Genomic DNA, 20,120 nt, shown 5'->3' with positions numbered 1-20,120 from the left:
GCCCCTGTTACGTTCTCTCACAATAGCCCTCGCACTTCCCTCCATCGGCTTCTTTGTCGCCAGCGAACCCTCGCTGGCGTTTTTTTTGCGCTGTGAAAAAGCCGTTGTATCGTTTTTCTGTGGATTAAGCCCTGTGAATAACTGCCACTGAGGGCAGTTGATAACAGGGCCTGAAAACTGGACATAACCGCCCCTGTGGATAAACACCCCTTTCATCCACAGGCTTAAACCGGTTATCCAAGGTCCTCATTGGCACATGGTCACAGGGTTTTGAATCTCTGTACATATTGAATATAAAGGCCTGTAGCGATCTATCCACAGAAACGTGACTCAGTAGAAATAAACATAAAAACAAAGGTTTTATAAATTTCTCTCTTTTTTATTCTTTTAACCTCGAGTTCTCCACAGCTGGTTAAATTTTGTGCAAAGGGTTCTTTAGGAAGGGCGAAGTCCCTATACTTGTCGACCAGGTCCAGAAACCTGATCTCAAACTATTCCTGAATTACCTACTTAAGCAGGCACGAGGTGCGTGGTGGATTTCCCTTCCCGTTTTGAAGTGATCGTCATCGGCGGCGGTCATGCCGGTACCGAGGCAGCACTGGCCTCAGCACGTATGGGGGCAAAAACCCTGTTGCTGACGCATAACGTGGAAACCCTCGGAGCCATGAGTTGCAACCCGGCCATTGGTGGCATTGGCAAAAGCCATCTGGTCAAGGAAATCGATGCCCTCGGCGGCGCGATGGCCATGGCCACCGATTTGGGCGGCATCCAGTTTCGCGTGTTGAACAGCCGCAAAGGCCCAGCCGTACGGGCGACCCGTGCGCAAGCTGACCGGATTCTGTACAAAGCCGCTGTCCGTGAAATCCTGGAAAACCAGCCGAACCTGTGGATATTTCAACAAGCTGCTGACGATCTGATCGTCGAACAGGAACAAGTCCGCGGTGTTGTCACGCAAATGGGTCTGCGCTTCTTCGCCGATTCCGTGGTGTTGACCACCGGTACCTTCCTCGGCGGACTTATCCACATCGGTTTGCAGAATTTTTCCGGCGGTCGAGCCGGTGATCCACCGTCGATCGCGCTGGCTCACCGTCTGCGTGAAATGCCTCTGCGGGTCGGTCGCCTGAAAACCGGTACACCGCCGCGTATCGACGGCAAGTCTGTGGATTTCTCGGTAATGACCGAGCAGCCCGGCGATACGCCGATCCCGGTGATGTCGTTCATGGGCAACAAAGAACAGCATCCACGCCAAGTGAGCTGCTGGATTACGCACACCAACGCCCGCACCCACGAAATCATTGCCGCGAACCTCGATCGTTCGCCGATGTATTCGGCTGCCGGTGAAATCGAAGGCATCGGTCCGCGTTATTGCCCGTCGATCGAAGACAAGATCCACCGCTTTGCCGACAAGGAAAGCCATCAGGTGTTTATCGAACCGGAAGGTTTGACCACCCATGAGCTGTACCCGAACGGGATATCCACAAGCTTGCCGTTCGACGTGCAATTGCAGATCGTGCAATCGATCCGCGGCATGGAAAACGCACACATCGTGCGTCCGGGCTATGCCATCGAGTACGACTACTTCGATCCGCGCGACCTGAAGTACAGCCTGGAAACCAAAGTCATTGGCGGTCTGTTCTTCGCCGGGCAAATCAACGGCACCACCGGCTACGAAGAAGCCGGCGCCCAAGGTTTGCTCGCTGGCGCCAACGCCGCACTGCGCGCCAAGGGCAAAGAAGCCTGGTGCCCGCGTCGCGATGAGGCGTACATCGGCGTGTTGGTCGACGACCTGATCACCCTTGGCACTCAAGAGCCGTACCGCATGTTCACTTCCCGTGCCGAGTACCGCCTGATTCTGCGCGAAGACAACGCCGACCTGCGTCTGACCGAAAAAGGTCGCGAACTCGGTCTGGTCGATGACGCCCGTTGGGCGGCCTTCTGCAAGAAACGCGAAAGCATCGAGCTGGAAGAACAGCGCCTGAAAAGCACTTGGGTTCGCCCGAACACGCAGCAGGGCGATGCGATTGCCGAGAAATTCGGCACGCCGCTGACTCACGAATACAACTTGCTCAACCTCTTGAGTCGTCCGGAAATCGACTACGCTGGTCTGGTCGAAGTGACCGGGAACGGCGCGGAAGATCCACAGGTCGCCGAACAGGTTGAAATCAAGACCAAATACGCCGGTTACATCGACCGCCAACAGGACGAAATCGCCCGTCTGCGCGCCAGTGAAGACACGAAATTGCCTGTGGATATCGATTACACCAACATTTCCGGTCTCTCCAAGGAGATCCAGAGCAAGCTTGGCGCGACTCGACCAGAGACGCTGGGCCAGGCTTCGCGGATCCCGGGTGTGACCCCGGCAGCGATTTCGCTGTTGATGATTCATTTGAAAAAACGCGGCGCGGGCCGTCAGTTGGAGCAAAGCGCTTGAGTTCTAAGGTCACTTCGCAACACGCCGAAGAGTTATCCACAGGAGCCCGCGAGCTCGGTGTCAATCTCACTGAAACCCAGCACGAATTGCTGCTGGGTTATCTGGCCCTGTTGATCAAATGGAACCAGGCCTACAACCTGACCGCCGTGCGCGATCCGGACGAAATGGTTTCGCGGCACTTGCTCGATAGTCTCAGCGTGATGTCGTTCATTGAAAATGGTCGCTGGCTTGACGTTGGCAGCGGCGGCGGCATGCCGGGAATCCCGTTGGCGATTTTGTATCCAGACTCGCAAGTGACCTGTCTGGACAGCAACGGCAAGAAAACCCGCTTCCTGACTCAGGTCAAACTCGAACTCAAACTGGATAACCTGCAAGTTATCCACAGTCGTGTCGAAGCGTTCCAGCCTGCGCAGCCGTTCAACGGGATCATTTCCCGGGCGTTCAGCAGCATGGAAAACTTCACCAACTGGACTCGCCACCTCGGCGATGCCGATACACGCTGGCTGGCAATGAAGGGCGTTCATCCGGCCGATGAGCTGGTAGCATTGCCGGCAGACTTCAAACTCGATAGCGAACACGCCCTGGCCGTACCCGGTTGCCAAGGCCAACGCCATCTGCTGATACTGCGCCGCACGGCATGATTGGGAACACAAGCAAGAATGGCTAAGGTATTCGCGATAGCGAACCAGAAGGGTGGTGTGGGCAAGACCACCACCTGCATCAACCTCGCAGCATCCCTGGTCGCGACCAAGCGCCGGGTGCTGTTGATCGATCTCGATCCACAAGGCAACGCCACCATGGGTAGCGGTGTGGATAAACACGGCCTGGAAAACTCGGTCTACGACCTGCTGATCGGCGAATGCGATCTGGCCCAGGCCATGCACTATTCCGAGCACGGCGGTTATCAACTGCTGCCGGCCAACCGCGATTTGACGGCGGCCGAAGTGGTGCTGCTGGAAATGCAGATGAAGGAAAGCCGTCTGCGCAGCGCGCTGGCGCCGATCCGCGAAAACTACGATTACATTTTGATCGACTGCCCGCCGTCGCTGTCGATGCTTACGCTGAACGCATTGGTCGCCGCCGATGGGGTCATTATCCCCATGCAGTGCGAGTACTTTGCGCTCGAAGGGCTGAGCGACCTTGTGGATAACATCAAGCGCATCGCCGAACTGCTCAATCCGAACCTGAAAGTCGAAGGCCTGCTGCGGACCATGTATGACCCGCGCCTGAGCCTGATGAATGACGTTTCGGCGCAGCTCAAGGAACACTTCGGCGAGCAGCTCTACGACACGGTGATCCCGCGCAACATCCGTCTGGCCGAAGCGCCGAGCTACGGCATGCCGGCGCTGGCCTACGACAAACAATCGCGTGGCGCCTTGGCTTATCTGGCCCTGGCCGGCGAGATGGTTCGCCGTCAGCGCAAAAATTCACGCATCGCCGCCGCTCAGGCAACTTAAGGAATCCCCATGGCCGTCAAGAAACGAGGTCTCGGACGTGGACTGGATGCACTGCTGAGTGGTCCGACCGTCAGCGCGCTGGAAGAACAAGCCGCGCAGGCTGACACCCGTGAGTTGCAACATCTGCCGCTGGATCTGCTGCAGCGCGGTAAATACCAGCCGCGCCGTGACATGGATCCGCAGGCGCTGGAAGAACTGGCAGCGTCGATCAAGGCGCAAGGCGTAATGCAGCCGATCGTGGTGCGCCCGATTGGCGGTGGCCGCTTCGAGATCATCGCCGGTGAACGTCGCTGGCGCGCAAGTCAGCAAGCCGGCCAGGAAACCATCCCGGCGATGGTCCGCGATGTGCCGGATGAAACCGCAATCGCCATCGCGCTGATCGAGAACATCCAGCGCGAAGACCTCAATCCGATCGAAGAAGCGGTGGCTCTGCAGCGTTTGCAGCAGGAATTCCAGCTCACTCAGCAACAAGTTGCCGAGGCTGTGGGTAAGTCCCGCGTCACTGTGGCTAACCTGTTGCGGCTTATTGCGTTGCCGGAAGTCATCAAGACCATGCTGTCCCACGGCGACCTGGAAATGGGTCACGCCCGTGCATTGCTCGGTCTGCCGGACAATCAACAGGTAGAAGGGGCGCGACATGTTGTCGCACGCGGTCTCACTGTGCGCCAAACTGAGGCACTGGTTCGTCAGTGGTTGAGTGGCAAACCGGAGCCTGTGGAGGCGACCAAACCCGACCCGGATATCGCTCGTCTCGAACAGCGTCTGGCCGAGCGCCTAGGCTCTGCGGTGCAGATTCGCCACGGCAAGAAGGGAAAGGGTCAGTTGGTGATCGGTTACAACTCCCTCGATGAGCTTCAAGGTGTGCTCGCACACATCCGCTGAAACATTTCCTCATGTAGCGCGCAGTCGGAAATCACTACCTGACAGTTGAATAGGGGCAGAACCGCCCCTATACTCTGCGCGCATTTTGTCGGCACAAATTATGCCAAGTTATTGAATTCTGGCAGCCGACCATTGGAGAGCAAACGTGATGGAAACCCGCAAGCCAAACCGCCTGCCGTTCCATCGCCTGGCGGTTTTTCCGGTGTTAATGGCTCAATTTGTCATTTTGCTCATTGCCGCTTTGGCGCTCTGGCAATGGCACGGAGTCGTTGCCGGATACTCGGGACTTTGCGGAGGCCTGATAGCCTTGCTGCCCAATGTTTATTTCGCTCACAAGGCATTTCGGTTTTCCGGCGCCCGAGCAGCCCAGTCCATCGTCCGGTCATTTTATGCCGGCGAGGCAGGCAAACTGATTTTGACGGCAGTGCTCTTTGCACTGGTGTTTGCAGGTGTGAAGCCACTGGCGCCGATAGCTGTATTCGGCGCGTTCGTGCTGACTCAGTCGGTCAGCTGGTTCGCTCCCCTGCTGATGAGAACAAGACTTTCGAGACCTTAGGGCGTTTGAGGCAACCATGGCAGAAACAACCGCTTCGGGCTATATCCAGCACCACTTGCAGAACCTGACCTTCGGTCAGCTACCTAACGGCGGCTGGGGCTTTGCCCATACCGCAGCAGAAGCCAAAGAAATGGGCTTCTGGGCTTTCCACGTCGATACTCTCGGCTGGTCGGTCGCGTTGGGTCTGATCTTCGTACTTCTTTTCCGCATGGCGGCAAAGAAAGCGACTTCGGGTCAGCCGGGTGCTTTGCAGAACTTCGTTGAAGTATTGGTCGAATTCGTCGATGGCAGCGTGAAAGACAGCTTCCATGGCCGTAGCCCGGTGATTGCACCGCTGGCACTGACCATCTTCGTCTGGGTGTTCCTGATGAACGCCGTCGACCTGGTACCGGTCGACTGGATTCCTCAGCTGGCCATCCTGATCTCCGGCGACCACCACATCCCGTTCCGCGCCGTGTCGACTACCGACCCGAACGCGACCCTGGGCATGGCGTTCTCGGTTTTCGCACTGATCATTTTCTATAGCATCAAGGTCAAGGGCTTCGGCGGCTTCATCGGCGAACTGACCCTGCACCCGTTCGGCAGCAAGAACATCTTCGTTCAAGCCCTGCTGATCCCGGTGAACTTCCTGCTGGAATTCGTGACCCTGATCGCCAAACCGATCTCTCTGGCTCTGCGTCTGTTCGGCAACATGTATGCCGGCGAGCTGGTGTTCATTCTGATCGCTGTGATGTTCGGCAGCGGTCTGCTCTGGCTGAGCGGCCTGGGCGTTGTTCTGCAGTGGGCGTGGGCTGTGTTCCACATCCTGATCATCACGCTGCAGGCGTTCATCTTCATGATGCTGACCATCGTCTACCTGTCGATGGCGCACGAAGAAAACCATTAAGACCAGTCTCGACTAGTCTGATGTCCTTCCCGGTCAAACGGGAAGGGGCTCTTCACAGGGCACCTGAAACGATTTGTTTTACCGCTTTAATCTAAAAAACCTAAACCATACGACGTAAAAGTCGGGAGGAAAGATGGAAACTGTAGTTGGTCTAACCGCTATCGCTGTTGCACTGTTGATCGGCCTGGGCGCACTGGGTACCGCAATTGGTTTCGGCCTGCTGGGCGGCAAGTTCCTGGAAGGCGCAGCGCGTCAGCCAGAAATGGTTCCAATGCTGCAAGTTAAAATGTTCATCGTTGCCGGTCTGCTCGACGCCGTAACCATGATCGGTGTTGGTATCGCTCTGTTCTTCACCTTTGCGAACCCGTTCGTTGGTCAGATCGCTGGCTAATTACCCGGATTCTTCCGAGTAATTTGATGTGATGGACAACGTAACTGCGAGGTGTTGGCGTGAACATTAATGCGACCCTGATTGGCCAGTCCGTTGCGTTCCTGATTTTTGTACTGTTCTGCATGAAGTATGTATGGCCTCCGGTCATCGCTGCTCTGCACGAACGTCAAAAGAAGATCGCTGATGGTCTGGACGCTGCCAGCCGTGCAGCTCGCGACCTGGAGTTGGCCCAAGAAAAAGCGGGTCAGCAACTGCGCGAAGCGAAAGCTCAGGCAGCTGAAATCATCGAGCAAGCCAAGAAACGCGGTAACCAGATTGTCGAAGAGGCCGTTGAAAAGGCCCGTGTCGATGCTGACCGTGTGAAGGTTCAGGCTCAAGCCGAGATCGAACAGGAACTGAACAGTGTCAAAGACAAGCTGCGTGCCCAAGTGGGCTTGCTGGCTGTCGGCGGCGCCGAGAAGATCCTGGGTGCCACAATCGATCAAAACGCGCACGCAGAGCTGGTTAACCAACTGGCTGCTGAAATCTAAGCGAGGGCGATCATGGCAGAACTGACCACGTTGGCCCGACCTTACGCTAAGGCGGCCTTCGAGCACGCTCAGGCCCACCAGCAACTGGCCAATTGGTCAGCCATGCTCGGCCTGGCTGCAGCGGTGTCACAAGATGACACCATGCAGCGCGTGCTCAAGGCCCCGCGACTGACGAGCGCAGAAAAGGCCGCCACGTTTATTGACGTGTGCGGCGACAAGTTTGATGCCAAGGCACAGAACTTCATCAATGTCGTTGCCGAAAACGACCGTCTCCCGCTTCTGCCGGAGATTGCCGCTCTTTTCGACCTGTACAAGGCCGAACAAGAGAAGTCGGTAGACGTTGAAGTGACCAGTGCTTTTGCATTGAACCAAGAACAGCAAGACAAACTCGCCAAGGTTCTCAGTGCACGACTCAACCGGGAAGTGCGCCTGCAAGTTGCGGAGGATGCTGCCCTTATAGGTGGTGTCGTTATCCGCGCCGGCGACCTGGTTATCGATGGCTCGATTCGCGGCAAAATCGCGAAACTTGCCGAAGCATTGAAATCTTGAGTTTGAAGGGGCAGCAGAGCAATGCAGCAACTCAATCCTTCCGAAATAAGTGAAATTATCAAGGGCCGCATCGACAAGCTCGATGTGACCTCCCAAGCCCGTAACGAAGGCACTGTCGTCAGCGTATCTGACGGCATCGTGCGGATTCACGGTCTGGCCGATGTTATGTACGGCGAGATGATCGAGTTTCCGGGCGGCGTCTACGGTATGGCTCTCAACCTGGAGCAAGACTCCGTAGGTGCCGTTGTATTGGGCGCTTACCAGTCTCTGGCTGAAGGCATGAGCGCCAAGTGCACCGGCCGCATCCTCGAAGTTCCGGTTGGTAAGGAACTGCTGGGTCGCGTAGTCGACGCACTGGGTAACCCTGTTGACGGCAAAGGTCCACTGGGCAACACCTTGACCGACGCGGTCGAGAAAGTTGCTCCGGGCGTGATCTGGCGTAAGTCGGTAGACCAGCCTGTACAGACTGGCTACAAGGCTGTCGATGCCATGATCCCTGTCGGCCGTGGCCAGCGTGAGCTGATCATCGGTGACCGTCAGATCGGTAAAACCGCTCTGGCGATCGACGCGATCATCAACCAGAAAGACAGCGGCATTTTCTGCGTCTACGTAGCCATCGGTCAGAAACAATCGACCATCGCCAACGTGGTTCGCAAGCTGGAAGAAAACGGCGCCCTGGCTAACACGATCATCGTGGCTGCCAGTGCTTCGGAATCTCCTGCGCTGCAATTCCTGGCACCGTACTCCGGTTGCACCATGGGTGAATTCTTCCGCGACCGCGGTGAAGACGCGCTGATCGTTTATGACGATCTGTCCAAGCAAGCAGTGGCTTACCGCCAGATTTCCCTGCTGCTGCGCCGTCCACCAGGCCGTGAAGCTTACCCAGGCGACGTGTTCTATCTCCACTCCCGTCTGCTGGAGCGCGCATCCCGCGTTTCGGAAGAGTACGTAGAGAAGTTCACCAACGGCGCAGTGACCGGCAAAACCGGTTCCCTGACCGCACTGCCGATCATCGAAACCCAGGCTGGCGACGTTTCCGCGTTCGTTCCGACCAACGTGATTTCCATCACCGACGGTCAGATCTTCCTGGAATCGGCCATGTTCAACTCGGGCATCCGCCCTGCAGTGAACGCCGGTGTTTCGGTATCCCGTGTGGGTGGTGCCGCTCAGACCAAGATCATCAAGAAGCTCTCCGGTGGTATCCGTACCGCTCTGGCTCAGTACCGTGAACTGGCGGCATTCGCCCAGTTCGCTTCTGACCTGGACGAAGCGACCCGTAAGCAACTTGAGCATGGTCAGCGCGTTACCGAGCTGATGAAGCAGAAGCAATACGCACCAATGTCGATCGCTGACATGGCGCTGTCGCTGTATGCCGCTGAGCGTGGGTTCCTGACTGACATTGAAATCGCCAAGATCGGCAGCTTCGAACAAGCGCTGATTGCTTTCTTCAACCGCGATCACGCCGATTTGATGGCCAAGATCAACGTTAAAGGTGACTTCAATGACGAAATCGACGCTGGCATGAAAGCCGGTATCGAGAAGTTCAAGGCCACCCAAACCTGGTAAGCCGCAGCGGGAGCCGCGAGGCTCCCGCTTGCTAACCTGATAGGTGTTACATGGCAGGCGCAAAAGAGATTCGCAGTAAGATTGCGAGCATCAAAAGCACGCAAAAGATTACCAGCGCCATGGAAAAAGTGGCGGTCAGCAAAATGCGCAAGGCACAAATGCGCATGGCTGCTAGCCGTCCTTATGCGGAGCGTATCCGCCAGGTAATTGGGCATCTGGCCAACGCCAACCCGGAATACCGCCACCCGTTCATGATCGACCGCGAAATCAAGCGTGTGGGTTATGTCGTTGTGAGCAGTGACCGTGGTTTGTGCGGCGGCTTGAACACCAACCTGTTCAAGGCCCTGGTCAAGGACATGGCGGTAAACCGCGAAAACGGCGTCGAGATTGATCTGTGTGTCGTTGGTAGCAAAGGTGCGGCCTTTTTCCGCAACTTCGGCGGTAACGTCGTTGCAGCTATCAGCCACCTGGGTGAAGAGCCGTCGATCAATGATCTGATCGGCAGCGTCAAGGTGATGCTGGATGCCTACCTGGACGGCCGTATTGACCGCCTGTCCGTGGTGTCCAACAAGTTCATCAACACCATGACGCAACAGCCTACCGTGGAGCAGTTGATTCCACTGGTGGCCACCCCGGATCAGGATCTCAAGCATCACTGGGACTATCTCTACGAACCGGATGCCAAAGAGCTGCTTGACGGCTTGATGGTCCGCTACGTTGAGTCGCAGGTCTACCAGGCGGTGGTCGAGAACAACGCGGCTGAACAAGCTGCGCGGATGATCGCGATGAAGAACGCTACCGACAACGCCGGTGATTTGATCAGCGATTTGCAGCTGATCTACAACAAGGCGCGTCAGGCTGCGATCACCCAAGAGATCTCGGAAATCGTCGGCGGCGCTGCCGCGGTTTAACGGTTCAAATATTCAGAGGATCCAGCTATGAGTAGCGGACGTATCGTTCAAATCATCGGCGCCGTTATCGACGTGGAATTTCCACGCGACAGCGTACCGAGCATCTACAACGCGCTGAAAGTAGTGAGCGCGGCTGAAACCACTCTGGAAGTTCAGCAACAGCTGGGCGACGGCGTGGTTCGCACCATTGCGATGGGTTCCACCGAGGGCTTGAAGCGCGGTCTGGAAGTCACCGATTCTGGCGCAGCCATCTCCGTACCGGTCGGTAAAGCGACCCTGGGCCGGATCATGGACGTCCTCGGTAACCCGATCGACGAAGCTGGCCCGATCGACACCGAAGAGCGTTGGGGCATTCACCGTCCAGCGCCTTCGTTCGCTGAACAGGCAGGCGGCAACGACCTGCTGGAAACCGGCATCAAGGTTATCGACCTGGTTTGCCCGTTTGCCAAAGGCGGTAAAGTCGGTCTGTTCGGTGGTGCCGGTGTAGGCAAAACCGTAAACATGATGGAACTGATCCGTAACATCGCCATCGAGCACAGCGGTTATTCCGTGTTCGCCGGTGTGGGTGAGCGTACTCGTGAGGGTAACGACTTCTACCACGAGATGAAGGACTCCAACGTTCTGGACAAAGTGGCACTGGTTTACGGTCAGATGAACGAGCCGCCGGGTAACCGTCTGCGCGTAGCACTGACCGGCCTGACTATGGCCGAGAAGTTCCGTGACGAAGGTAACGACGTTCTGCTGTTCGTCGACAACATCTATCGTTACACCCTGGCCGGTACTGAAGTATCCGCACTGCTGGGCCGTATGCCTTCGGCAGTAGGTTACCAGCCGACCCTGGCTGAAGAGATGGGCGTTCTGCAAGAACGTATCACTTCGACCAAGGAAGGTTCGATCACTTCGATCCAAGCGGTATACGTACCTGCGGATGACTTGACCGACCCGTCGCCAGCGACCACCTTCGCCCACTTGGACGCCACCGTCGTTCTGTCCCGTGACATCGCTTCCCTGGGTATCTACCCAGCGGTAGATCCACTGGATTCGACTTCGCGCCAGCTGGACCCGAACGTAATCGGCCAGGACCACTACGACACCGCTCGCGGCGTTCAGTACGTTCTGCAACGTTACAAAGAGCTGAAGGACATCATCGCGATCCTGGGTATGGACGAGCTGTCGGAAGCCGACAAGCAGTTGGTAAACCGTGCTCGTAAGATCCAGCGCTTCTTGTCGCAGCCGTTCTTCGTGGCTGAAGTCTTCACCGGTGCTTCGGGTAAATACGTTTCCCTGAAAGACACCATTGCTGGCTTCAAAGGCATCCTCAACGGTGACTACGACCACCTGCCAGAACAAGCGTTCTACATGGTTGGCGGCATCGAAGAAGCGATCGAGAAAGCCAAGAAACTGTAATCCCGGCGCCCGGCAACGGGCGCTAATTTAGGTTGAGGCAATCAGATGGCTATGACAGTCCATTGCGATATCGTCAGCGCGGAAGGAGAAATCTTTTCCGGCCTGGTCGAGATGGTGATTGCGCACGGTGCACTGGGTGATCTTGGTATCGCTCTGGGTCACGCGCCGCTGATCACTAATCTGAAGCCAGGTCCGATCCGCCTGATCAAGCAAGGCGGGGAACCCGAGGTGTTCTACATCTCTGGTGGTTTCCTCGAGGTTCAGCCGAACATGGTCAAAGTGCTTGCCGACACTGTGCAACGTGCCGCCGACCTGGATGAAGCTCAGGCTCAAGCCGCTCTCAAGGCTGCTGAGCATGCTCTGCATGAAAAAGGCGCTGATTTCGACTACAGCGCTGCGTCAGCACGTCTGGCCGAGGCTGCAGCTCAGCTGCGCACCGTCCAGCAGATCCGCAAGAAGTTTGGCGGTTAATCCGTCAGCCACTTGTTGTGCGATTGATAAAAAAGGGTAGCCTCGGCTACCCTTTTTTCTTTTCCGAATTCCTAAAAACCGGTCGCAGTTGCTGACCACCCAGGATTGGTAGCCAGTCATGTCTCTTGAAATCGTTATCCTCGCGGCCGGTCAAGGCACCCGTATGCGTTCAGCCCTGCCGAAGGTGCTGCATCCGATTGCCGGCAATTCCATGCTGGGTCATGTTATCCACAGCGCCCGGCAACTTGAGCCACAACGCATTCATGTCGTGATCGGCCATGGCGCCGATGTGGTGCGTGAACGCCTGGCCGCTGATGATCTGAATTTCGTCCTGCAAGACAAACAACTCGGTACCGGTCACGCCACTGCGCAAGCGGTGCCGTTCATTACTGCCGACACTGTGCTCATTCTTTACGGTGACGTACCGCTGATCGAAGTCGAAACCCTGCAACGTCTGCTCAAACACGTCGTGCCCGGGCAGATGGGTTTGCTCACTGTCGAACTGGAAGACCCAACCGGTTATGGCCGCATCGTGCGCGATGCTGACGGCAAGGTGGCCGCGATCGTTGAGCATAAAGATGCCAGCGCAGCGCAACGCGCGATCACTGAAGGCAACACCGGTATCCTCGCTGTTCCGGCCAATCGTCTGGCCGACTGGATGAGCCGTCTGTCGAACAACAACGCGCAGGGCGAGTACTACCTGACCGACGTGATCGAGATGGCAGTCAGTGACGGTCTGGTTGTCGCCACCGAGCAGCCGCACGACCCGATGGAAGTGCAGGGCGCCAACGATCGCAAGCAGTTGTCCGAGCTGGAGCGTCATTACCAGTTGCGTGCTGGCCGTCGCTTGATGGCGCAAGGCGTGACCCTGCGTGACCCGGCGCGTTTCGACGTGCGAGGCGAAGTCAGCGTGGGCCGCGATGTGCTGATCGATATCAACGTGATCCTCGAAGGCAACGTTGTCATCGAAGACGACGTGGTCATCGGCCCGAATTGCGTGATCAAGGACAGCACCCTGCGCAAAGGCGTGGTGATCAAGGCCAACAGTCATATCGAAGGCGCTGTTATGGGCGAGGGCAGCGATGCCGGCCCGTTCGCGCGTCTGCGTCCAGGCACCGTGCTTGAAGCACGCGCGCATGTGGGTAACTTCGTTGAGCTGAAAAATGCCCACATGGGCGAAGGCGCCAAGGCGGGACATCTGACTTATCTGGGCGATGCCGAGATCGGAGCGCGTACCAACATCGGCGCGGGCACCATCACCTGCAACTACGACGGTGCCAACAAGTGGAAAACCGTGTTGGGTGCTGATGTGTTCATTGGCTCCAATAATTCGTTGGTCGCGCCTGTGGATATCTCTGCCGGGGCGACCACGGCGGCCGGGTCGACCATTACGCAGAATGTGGATAACGCGCAGTTGGCCGTTGGCCGAGCGCGGCAGAGGAATATCGACGGCTGGAAGCGGCCGGAGAAGATCAAGAAGGACTGAGTTATCCACAGCGGCTTCAAGATCAAAAGATCGCAGCCTTCGGCAGCTCCTACGGGAATTGTCGGTGGTTGCGATTTTTTATGGGCGATGGGTTGACGATTTGAGGGCGATAGGTTTTGATTACTTCCGTTATCTTTCGAAACGAAACTTAAGTCCCTATGTCGAAACGCAACACGCCGCAACGCCGTCACAACATCCTCGCCTTGCTCAACGAGCAGGGCGAAGTCAGTGTGGATGAACTGGCCAAGCGCTTCGAAACCTCGGAAGTTACGATTCGCAAGGATCTGGCCGCGCTGGAAAGCCACGGCTTGTTACTGCGCCGCTACGGCGGGGCGATCACCATGCCGCAGGAACTGGTCGCGGAGACTGCGCAGAGCGTTTCCAAATACAAACAGGCGATTGCCCGCGCGGCGGTGAAACGTATCCGTGAACACGCGCGAATCATCATCGACAGCGGCAGCACCACCGCTGCAATGATTCCGGAGCTTGGCCAACAGCCCGGTCTGGTGGTGATGACCAATTCCTTGCACGTCGCCAACGCCTTGAGCGAACTCGAACACGAACCGGTGCTGTTGATGACCGGCGGTACCTGGGATCCGCATTCGGAATCCTTCCAGGGCCAGGTTGCCGAGCAGGTACTACGCTCTTACGACTTCGACCAGTTGTTCATTGGTGCCGACGGCATCGATCTGGTGCGCGGCACGACCACCTTCAACGAGCTGCTCGGTTTGAGCCGGGTCATGGCCGAGGTCGCGCGGGAAGTCATCGTCATGGTCGAGGCCGACAAGATCGGTCGCAAGATTCCCAATCTGGAACTGCCGTGGAGCAGCGTCCATACCCTAATTACCGATGATCGCCTGCCTATCGAAGCGCGCGATCAGATACAGGCCCGCGGTATCACCGTGATTTGCGCGGCTGTCAGTCAGGAGAAATAAGCATGTGTGGAATTGTCGGCGCAGTTGCTGAACGTAATATCACCGCCATCCTGCTCGAAGGCCTCAAGCGCCTTGAATACCGTGGCTATGACAGCGCCGGTGTCGCTGTCTTCACCAACGACGAAACCCTCGAGCGCATGCGGCGCCCGGGCAAAGTCAGCGAACTCGAAGCCGCGTTGGCCGAGCATCCACTGGTGGGTCGCCTCGGTATTGCCCACACCCGTTGGGCGACTCACGGCGCACCGTGCGAACGCAACGCGCACCCGCATTTCTCCGGCGACATCGCGGTGGTGCACAACGGCATCATCGAAAACCACGAAGCCTTGCGTGAACAACTGAAAGCGCTGGGCTACGTATTTACTTCGGACACTGACACCGAAGTCATCGCCCACCTGCTCAGCCACAAACTCAAGGATCAGCCAGACCTGAGCGTTGCGCTTAAAGCGACGGTCAAGGAACTGCACGGTGCTTACGGTCTTGCCGTGATCAATGCGAAACAACCGGATCGTCTGGTTGCTGCGCGCAGTGGCAGTCCGCTGGTGATTGGTCTGGGTCTGGGCGAGAATTTCCTCGCGTCTGACCAGTTGGCGCTGCGTCAGGTCACCGACCGCTTCATGTATCTGGAAGAAGGCGATATCGCCGAAATTCGCCGCGATAACGTGCAGATCTGGGACATCAACGGCGATGCGGTCGAGCGCCAGACCGTGCAGTACAGCGACGGTGCCGAAGCCGCCGACAAAGGTGAATACCGCCACTACATGCTCAAGGAAATCCACGAGCAGCCTGCGGTTGTTCAACGCACCCTCGAAGGTCGCCTGAGCAACGATCAGGTATTGGTTCAAGCCTTTGGCCCGCAAGCCGCCGAGCTGTTCGCCAAAGTCCGCAATGTACAAATCGTCGCCTGCGGCACCAGTTATCACGCCGGCATGGTCGCGCGTTACTGGCTGGAAGAGCTGGCCGGGATCCCGTGCCAGGTCGAAGTCGCCAGCGAATTCCGCTACCGCAAAGTGGTGGTACAACCGGACACCCTGTTCGTGACCATCTCGCAATCCGGTGAAACCGCCGACACCCTCGCCGCTCTGCGCAACGCCAAAGAGCTGGGCTTCTTGGCCAGTCTGGCGATCTGCAACGTCGGCATCAGCTCGCTGGTGCGCGAATCCGATCTCACTCTGCTGACCCAGGCTGGCCGCGAAATCGGCGTCGCCTCGACCAAAGCCTTCACCACGCAACTGGTCGGTCTGTTGCTGCTGACCCTGTCGCTGGGCCAAGTGCGCGGCACCCTGGCGGACGGCGTCGAAGCACGTCTGGTCGAAGAACTGCGCCGCCTGCCAACCCGTCTCGGCGAAGCCTTGGCGATGGACAGCACTGTGGAAAAGATCGCCGAGCTGTTCGCCGAGAAAAACCACACCCTGTTCCTCGGTCGTGGCGCGCAATTCCCGGTGGCGATGGAAGGTGCGCTGAAACTCAAGGAAATCTCCTACATCCACGCCGAAGCCTACCCAGCCGGCGAGCTGAAACACGGCCCGCTGGCGCTTGTGGATAACGACATGCCAGTGGTTACCGTCGCGCCGAACAACGAACTGTTGGAAAAGCTCAAATCCAACCTGCAGGAAGTTCGCGCCCGTGGCGGCGAATTGATCGTGTTCGCCGACGAGAAAGCCGGGATGACCAACGGCGAAGGCACCCACGTGGTGCAGATGCCGCATATCCACGACATCCTCTCACCGATCCTCTACACGGTTCCGCTGCAGTTGCTGTCGTACTACGTTGCGGTGCTCAAGGGCACGGACGTCGATCAGCCGCGTAACCTGGCGAAGTCGGTGACGGTGGAATAAGTTATCCACAGCTGATACTTGCGCAAAAAATCGCAGCTTCGGCTGCGATTTTTGTATCTGACTCGAGAGGCACCATGGATCGCTTCCAGGAAATGCACATCTTCACCACCGTCGCCCAAGAGCAAGGCTTCTCCTCTGCCGCGCGGCGTCTTGGTTTGTCAGCGGCCAGCGTCACGCGGGCGGTGGCGGCGCTGGAGCAGCGCATCGGCACGCAGTTGCTGATCCGCACCACGCGCAGTGTGCATTTGAGCGAAGCCGGGCAGCGTTATCTGGAGGATTGTCGGCGGATTCTCGCTGAGGTGCAGGAAGCCGAGGATTCGGCGGCGGGCAGTCATGCCGAGCCGCGTGGGCAACTGACGGTGACGGCGCCGGTGTTGTTCGGTGATTTGTTTGTGACGCCGCTGATGGCGCGTTATCTCGCGCAGTATCCGGATGTCACGATCAACGCGGTGTTGGTCGATCGGATCGTCAACATGGTCGAGGAGGGCCTTGATGTGGCGGTGCGCATCGGTGATCTGCCGGACAGCAGTCAGCATGCTGTTCGTGTGGGTGAGGTGCGTCGGGTCATTTGCGGCTCGCCCGACTACTTCGCCAAGTATGGCCGACCGGCTCATCCCCACGCGTTGGCGGGCGCGCCAGTGGTGGCGACTTCAGCGATTGGTCAGCAACGCAGTTGGCCGTTTCTCGACGCGGGTGAACCGCTTAGCGTGCGCCCTGAGCCTCGTCTGATCGTGACTGCCAATCAGGCAGCGATTACTGCAGCCTGCATGGGGCTGGGTTTGACTCGGGTTCTGTCTTACCAAGTCGCCAGCAAAATCGCGACTGGCGAGCTGGAAATCGTCCTTGCTGAATTTGAACTGCCGCCCTTGCCGATCCACGTGGTGTATCAGGGCGGGCGCAAAGCGCCAGCGCGGATTCGCAGTTTTGTCGATTTCACCGCCAAGGCTTTACGTGAGCACCCAGCGCTTAAAGATGCTGCGTTATTGCATGAGATGAAATAATCGATTGCAGTTGCTGGTGATTCTGTTGTTTTCGCGATCAGCGCAAGATGACCTCCATCGGCGCGCTCATCCCCGCAGCGGCGCCCCTGTTCAGCGGAGTCGACCATGCAAGCGATCAAACTCTACAACTTTCCACGTTCCGGCCACGCCCACCGTGTCGAGCTGATGTTGTCCCTGCTGCAATTGCCGACCGAGCTGATCTTCGTCGATCTGGCCAAAGGTGAGCATAAGCAGCCGGCGTATCTGGCGATCAACAGTTTTGGCCAGGTGCCGGCCATTGATGACGACGGTGTGGTGCTCGCCGATTCCAACGCGATTCTGGTGTATCTGGCGCAGAAATACGGCCATGGTCGTTGGCTGCCAACCGATCCGGTCGGCGCCGCGCGGGTACAGCGCTGGTTGTCGGCTGCCGCCGGGCCGATCGCTTTCGGCCCCGCCGCTGCGCGATTGGTCACGGTGTTTGGTGCCCAGTTGAATGCAGAAGAAGCGATTACCCGGGCGCACAACCTGCTCAAGGTGATGGACATCGAGTTGGGCAAAACGCTGTATCTGGCCGGCGACGAACCAAGCATTGCCGACGTTTCGGCCTACAGTTACATCGCCCACGCGCCGGAAGGCAACGTGTCGCTGGACGACTACGGCAACGTCCGCGCCTGGCTGGCCCGGGTTGAAGCATTGCCCGGCTTCGTCGGCATGCCGCGCACTGTTGCGGGTCTGCAAACCACCGCCTGATTTTCGCAATCCACACTGTGCCGACGGTGCAGGGGAGAGGTCGTGATGGAACGTTCACCGTGGCACGCTGGCGAACAGCAATTGCAGGCCCATGTCGGCGTTGCCGAACGCATGGAAGCCTTCGGACGTAAGGTGATTCGCACCTGGATGCCGGATCAGCACAGTGAGTTCTATCAGCAATTGCCTTTCATGCTGTACGGCGCAGTTGATGCAGACGGGCGGCCGTGGGCCAGTGTGCTCGAAGGCGCGCCGGGGTTTGCCCATTCGCCGGATCCAGAGCATCTGCATTTCGCCAGCCAGCCTGCTGCCGATGACCCGGCGCAACTGCGCAATGGCGAGCCGATCGGTTTGCTCGGCATCGAGTTGCACACCCGTCGGCGCAATCGCCTCAATGGCCATGTCGGCAATCTAAGCGCTCACGGTTTTGATGTGAGCGTGGATCAGGCCTTCGGCAATTGCCCGCAATACATCCAACTGCGCCAGTTTCAGCGGGTGCCGCTGACGGATCCGCAGACGCGTCCGGCTGAGCATCTGAACGGTCTCGATGATGCGGCCATTGCGCTGATCGCCGGTGCCGATACGTTTTTTGTCGCCAGTTATGTGGATGTCGACGGCCAGCGTGCGGTGGATGTTTCCCACCGGGGTGGCCAGGCCGGTTTCGTACGGGTGGAAGGCAATCGTCTGACCATCCCCGATTTCGCCGGCAATCTGCACTTCAACACCCTCGGCAATTTGTTGCTGAACCCTAAGGCTGGCTTGCTGTTCATCGACTTTTCCACAGGCGATCTGCTGCAACTCAGCGGGCGTACCGAGATTCTTCTCGAAGACCCGCAGATCGAAGCCTTTCAAGGTGCGGAACGGCTGTGGACATTTGAGGTGGAAAAACTGGTGCGGCGCCCGGCAGCCCTGGCGTTGCGCTGGCGCTTCGACGGCATGTCGCCGACCAGTCTGTTGACCGGCAATTGGGCCGAGGCGGATGCGCGTTTGCAAGCGCAGGCGCTGGGCAATCAATGGCGGCCGCTGCGGGTGGCGAAGATCGAAGCTGAAAGTCGTCATATCCGCTCGATCTATCTGGAGCCAACTGATGGCGCCGGGTTGCCGGTGTTTCTCGCGGGTCAGCATTTGCCGCTGCGTTTCACGATTGATGGCGAGGTGCATATTCGTACTTACAGCCTTTCGAGTGCGCCGTCGGATGGTTTCTACCGGATCAGCGTCAAACGCGAAGGTCTGATTTCATCGCATCTGCATGAGCAGATTCGCGTTGGCGACTTACTTGAAGCGCGGGCACCGCAAGGGCATTTCACCGTGGCGCCGCTGGAACAGCGACCATTGGTGCTGCTGGCTGCCGGTGTCGGCATCACGCCATTGCTGTCGATGCTGCGCGAGGTGGTTTACCAAGGCTTACGCACGCGGGGGATTCGTCCGACGCTGTTGTTGCAGAGTTCGCGCAGTCTGGCGGATCAGCCGTTTCGCAAGGAGCTGGATCGATTGCTCGAAACCGCAGGCGATTCTGTACGAGTCCTGCGTTTGCTCAGCCAGCCGGAAGCCGATCTGCAGGAGGGCGCGGATTTCGATGTGCGTGGGCGGATCGACGGCGCGGTGCTGAGGAACCTGCTGGATGCCGAGGATTTTGATCAGCTCGACTTTGTGCTCTGCGGCCCCGGTGGTTTTACCCAAGGGCTTTACGACACTTTGCGCGAACTGGATGTGCGCGATGCGCAGATTCATGCGGAAACCTTTGGCCCGTCGACCCTGAAACGTCAGGCCGATCCGGACGCGATCGTGATCGAGCAATCGCCTGCGGCAACCACTTCGGTGCCAGTGGTGTTCGAGCGCTCGGCCAAGGAAGCACGCTGGCAACCCGATGGCGGCAGTTTGCTGGAGCTGGCGGAAAGTCGCGGATTGCGCCCCGAGTTCAGTTGCCGCGGTGGTTCGTGCGGTACCTGCAAGACCCGGCTGGTCAGTGGTGCGGTGAATTATCCACAGGTGCCGGCGGATATTCCGGAAGCGGGGCATGTGCTGATTTGCTGCGCGGTTCCGGCGCAAAGCAATCAGCCACTGGTCTTGGACCTGTAACCCGAACCCGTGTAGGAG

The 20,120-nt window shown here is 58.0% G+C and carries 19 protein-coding genes; all 19 read left to right on the top strand.

Annotation, left to right across the window (positions count from 1 at the left end; translation table 11 throughout):
• Positions 1-532 precede the first annotated feature (532 nt).
• A complete protein-coding gene (mnmG, locus tag AC3IUF_RS29935; RefSeq protein WP_007911904.1) occupies positions 533-2,431 on the top strand; it encodes a tRNA uridine-5-carboxymethylaminomethyl(34) synthesis enzyme MnmG in 1,899 nt (632 codons plus the stop codon).
• Entirely contained in the window at positions 2,428-3,072 is a 645-nt protein-coding gene (rsmG, locus tag AC3IUF_RS29930) for a 16S rRNA (guanine(527)-N(7))-methyltransferase RsmG (protein WP_007911906.1), read from the top strand. The genes mnmG and rsmG overlap by 4 nt, the downstream gene beginning before the upstream one ends.
• Positions 3,073-3,090: 18 nt before the next feature.
• A complete protein-coding gene (locus tag AC3IUF_RS29925) occupies positions 3,091-3,888 on the top strand; it encodes a ParA family protein (RefSeq protein WP_007911909.1) in 798 nt (265 codons plus the stop codon).
• 9 nt (positions 3,889-3,897) lie between these two features.
• On the top strand, positions 3,898-4,770 hold the full coding sequence (locus tag AC3IUF_RS29920; protein WP_034152184.1) for a ParB/RepB/Spo0J family partition protein: 873 nt from the start codon (positions 3,898-3,900) through the stop codon (positions 4,768-4,770).
• A gap of 148 nt (positions 4,771-4,918) precedes the next feature.
• Complete coding sequence (locus AC3IUF_RS29915) at positions 4,919-5,326, top strand: F0F1 ATP synthase subunit I (protein ID WP_003229783.1); 408 nt, start codon at positions 4,919-4,921, stop codon at positions 5,324-5,326.
• 16 nt (positions 5,327-5,342) lie between these two features.
• Positions 5,343-6,212, top strand: a complete 870-nt coding sequence (atpB, locus tag AC3IUF_RS29910) for a F0F1 ATP synthase subunit A (protein WP_007911917.1) — start codon at positions 5,343-5,345, stop codon at positions 6,210-6,212.
• Between the two features lie 133 nt (positions 6,213-6,345).
• Complete coding sequence (gene atpE, locus AC3IUF_RS29905) at positions 6,346-6,603, top strand: F0F1 ATP synthase subunit C (RefSeq protein WP_003097235.1); 258 nt, start codon at positions 6,346-6,348, stop codon at positions 6,601-6,603.
• Between the two features lie 59 nt (positions 6,604-6,662).
• Positions 6,663-7,133, top strand: coding sequence for a F0F1 ATP synthase subunit B (locus tag AC3IUF_RS29900; protein WP_003229781.1), 471 nt, complete (start codon positions 6,663-6,665; stop codon positions 7,131-7,133).
• 12 nt (positions 7,134-7,145) lie between these two features.
• The gene (locus tag AC3IUF_RS29895; protein WP_007911956.1) at positions 7,146-7,682 is read left to right on the top strand and encodes a F0F1 ATP synthase subunit delta; all 537 of its coding nucleotides are present in this window, start codon (positions 7,146-7,148) and stop codon (positions 7,680-7,682) included.
• 21 nt (positions 7,683-7,703) lie between these two features.
• Positions 7,704-9,248: a F0F1 ATP synthase subunit alpha gene (gene atpA / locus AC3IUF_RS29890; protein ID WP_007911958.1), complete on the top strand. Its 1,545-nt coding sequence runs from the start codon at positions 7,704-7,706 to the stop codon at positions 9,246-9,248.
• Positions 9,249-9,298: 50 nt separating this feature from the next.
• Entirely contained in the window at positions 9,299-10,159 is an 861-nt protein-coding gene (gene atpG / locus AC3IUF_RS29885) for a F0F1 ATP synthase subunit gamma (protein ID WP_007911960.1), read from the top strand.
• Between the two features lie 27 nt (positions 10,160-10,186).
• Positions 10,187-11,566, top strand: coding sequence for a F0F1 ATP synthase subunit beta (atpD, locus tag AC3IUF_RS29880; RefSeq protein WP_007911961.1), 1,380 nt, complete (start codon positions 10,187-10,189; stop codon positions 11,564-11,566).
• 45 nt (positions 11,567-11,611) lie between these two features.
• The gene (locus AC3IUF_RS29875) at positions 11,612-12,037 is read left to right on the top strand and encodes a F0F1 ATP synthase subunit epsilon (protein WP_007911962.1); all 426 of its coding nucleotides are present in this window, start codon (positions 11,612-11,614) and stop codon (positions 12,035-12,037) included.
• A 118-nt stretch (positions 12,038-12,155) separates the two neighbouring features.
• A complete protein-coding gene (glmU, locus tag AC3IUF_RS29870; protein WP_489280023.1) occupies positions 12,156-13,523 on the top strand; it encodes a bifunctional UDP-N-acetylglucosamine diphosphorylase/glucosamine-1-phosphate N-acetyltransferase GlmU in 1,368 nt (455 codons plus the stop codon).
• Positions 13,524-13,681: 158 nt separating this feature from the next.
• Positions 13,682-14,458, top strand: a complete 777-nt coding sequence (locus AC3IUF_RS29865) for a DeoR/GlpR family DNA-binding transcription regulator (RefSeq protein WP_007911964.1) — start codon at positions 13,682-13,684, stop codon at positions 14,456-14,458.
• A gap of 2 nt (positions 14,459-14,460) precedes the next feature.
• Positions 14,461-16,293, top strand: a complete 1,833-nt coding sequence (gene glmS / locus AC3IUF_RS29860) for a glutamine--fructose-6-phosphate transaminase (isomerizing) (protein WP_007911965.1) — start codon at positions 14,461-14,463, stop codon at positions 16,291-16,293.
• Positions 16,294-16,367: 74 nt separating this feature from the next.
• A complete protein-coding gene (locus AC3IUF_RS29855; RefSeq protein WP_489280020.1) occupies positions 16,368-17,294 on the top strand; it encodes a LysR family transcriptional regulator in 927 nt (308 codons plus the stop codon).
• A 105-nt stretch (positions 17,295-17,399) separates the two neighbouring features.
• Positions 17,400-18,026, top strand: a complete 627-nt coding sequence (locus AC3IUF_RS29850) for a glutathione S-transferase family protein (RefSeq protein ID WP_095113147.1) — start codon at positions 17,400-17,402, stop codon at positions 18,024-18,026.
• A 45-nt stretch (positions 18,027-18,071) separates the two neighbouring features.
• Complete coding sequence (locus AC3IUF_RS29845) at positions 18,072-20,102, top strand: pyridoxamine 5'-phosphate oxidase family protein (RefSeq protein WP_489280018.1); 2,031 nt, start codon at positions 18,072-18,074, stop codon at positions 20,100-20,102.
• Positions 20,103-20,120 lie beyond the last annotated feature (18 nt).

The sequence above is a fragment of the Pseudomonas sp. KH_040 genome (genome assembly GCF_057839305.1).
This window is presented reverse-complemented; position numbering and strand designations above follow the sequence as displayed.

Bases quoted from the DNA above. Each gene is read 5' to 3' on its own strand.
- AC3IUF_RS29920 (WP_034152184.1), top strand. From the start codon at position 3,898: ATGGCCGTCAAGAAACGAGGTCTCGGACGTGGACTGGATGCACTGCTG.
- AC3IUF_RS29865 (WP_007911964.1), top strand. From the start codon at position 13,682: ATGTCGAAACGCAACACGCCGCAACGCCGTCACAACATCCTCGCCTTG.
- AC3IUF_RS29845 (WP_489280018.1), top strand. From the start codon at position 18,072: ATGGAACGTTCACCGTGGCACGCTGGCGAACAGCAATTGCAGGCCCAT.
- AC3IUF_RS29875 (WP_007911962.1), top strand. From the start codon at position 11,612: ATGGCTATGACAGTCCATTGCGATATCGTCAGCGCGGAAGGAGAAATC.
- AC3IUF_RS29925 (WP_007911909.1), top strand. From the start codon at position 3,091: ATGGCTAAGGTATTCGCGATAGCGAACCAGAAGGGTGGTGTGGGCAAG.
- AC3IUF_RS29895 (WP_007911956.1), top strand. From the start codon at position 7,146: ATGGCAGAACTGACCACGTTGGCCCGACCTTACGCTAAGGCGGCCTTC.
- glmS (WP_007911965.1), top strand. From the start codon at position 14,461: ATGTGTGGAATTGTCGGCGCAGTTGCTGAACGTAATATCACCGCCATC.
- atpG (WP_007911960.1), top strand. From the start codon at position 9,299: ATGGCAGGCGCAAAAGAGATTCGCAGTAAGATTGCGAGCATCAAAAGC.
- AC3IUF_RS29855 (WP_489280020.1), top strand. From the start codon at position 16,368: ATGGATCGCTTCCAGGAAATGCACATCTTCACCACCGTCGCCCAAGAG.
- atpA (WP_007911958.1), top strand. From the start codon at position 7,704: ATGCAGCAACTCAATCCTTCCGAAATAAGTGAAATTATCAAGGGCCGC.
- atpD (WP_007911961.1), top strand. From the start codon at position 10,187: ATGAGTAGCGGACGTATCGTTCAAATCATCGGCGCCGTTATCGACGTG.
- AC3IUF_RS29850 (WP_095113147.1), top strand. From the start codon at position 17,400: ATGCAAGCGATCAAACTCTACAACTTTCCACGTTCCGGCCACGCCCAC.
- AC3IUF_RS29915 (WP_003229783.1), top strand. From the start codon at position 4,919: ATGGAAACCCGCAAGCCAAACCGCCTGCCGTTCCATCGCCTGGCGGTT.
- atpE (WP_003097235.1), top strand. From the start codon at position 6,346: ATGGAAACTGTAGTTGGTCTAACCGCTATCGCTGTTGCACTGTTGATC.
- glmU (WP_489280023.1), top strand. From the start codon at position 12,156: ATGTCTCTTGAAATCGTTATCCTCGCGGCCGGTCAAGGCACCCGTATG.
- atpB (WP_007911917.1), top strand. From the start codon at position 5,343: ATGGCAGAAACAACCGCTTCGGGCTATATCCAGCACCACTTGCAGAAC.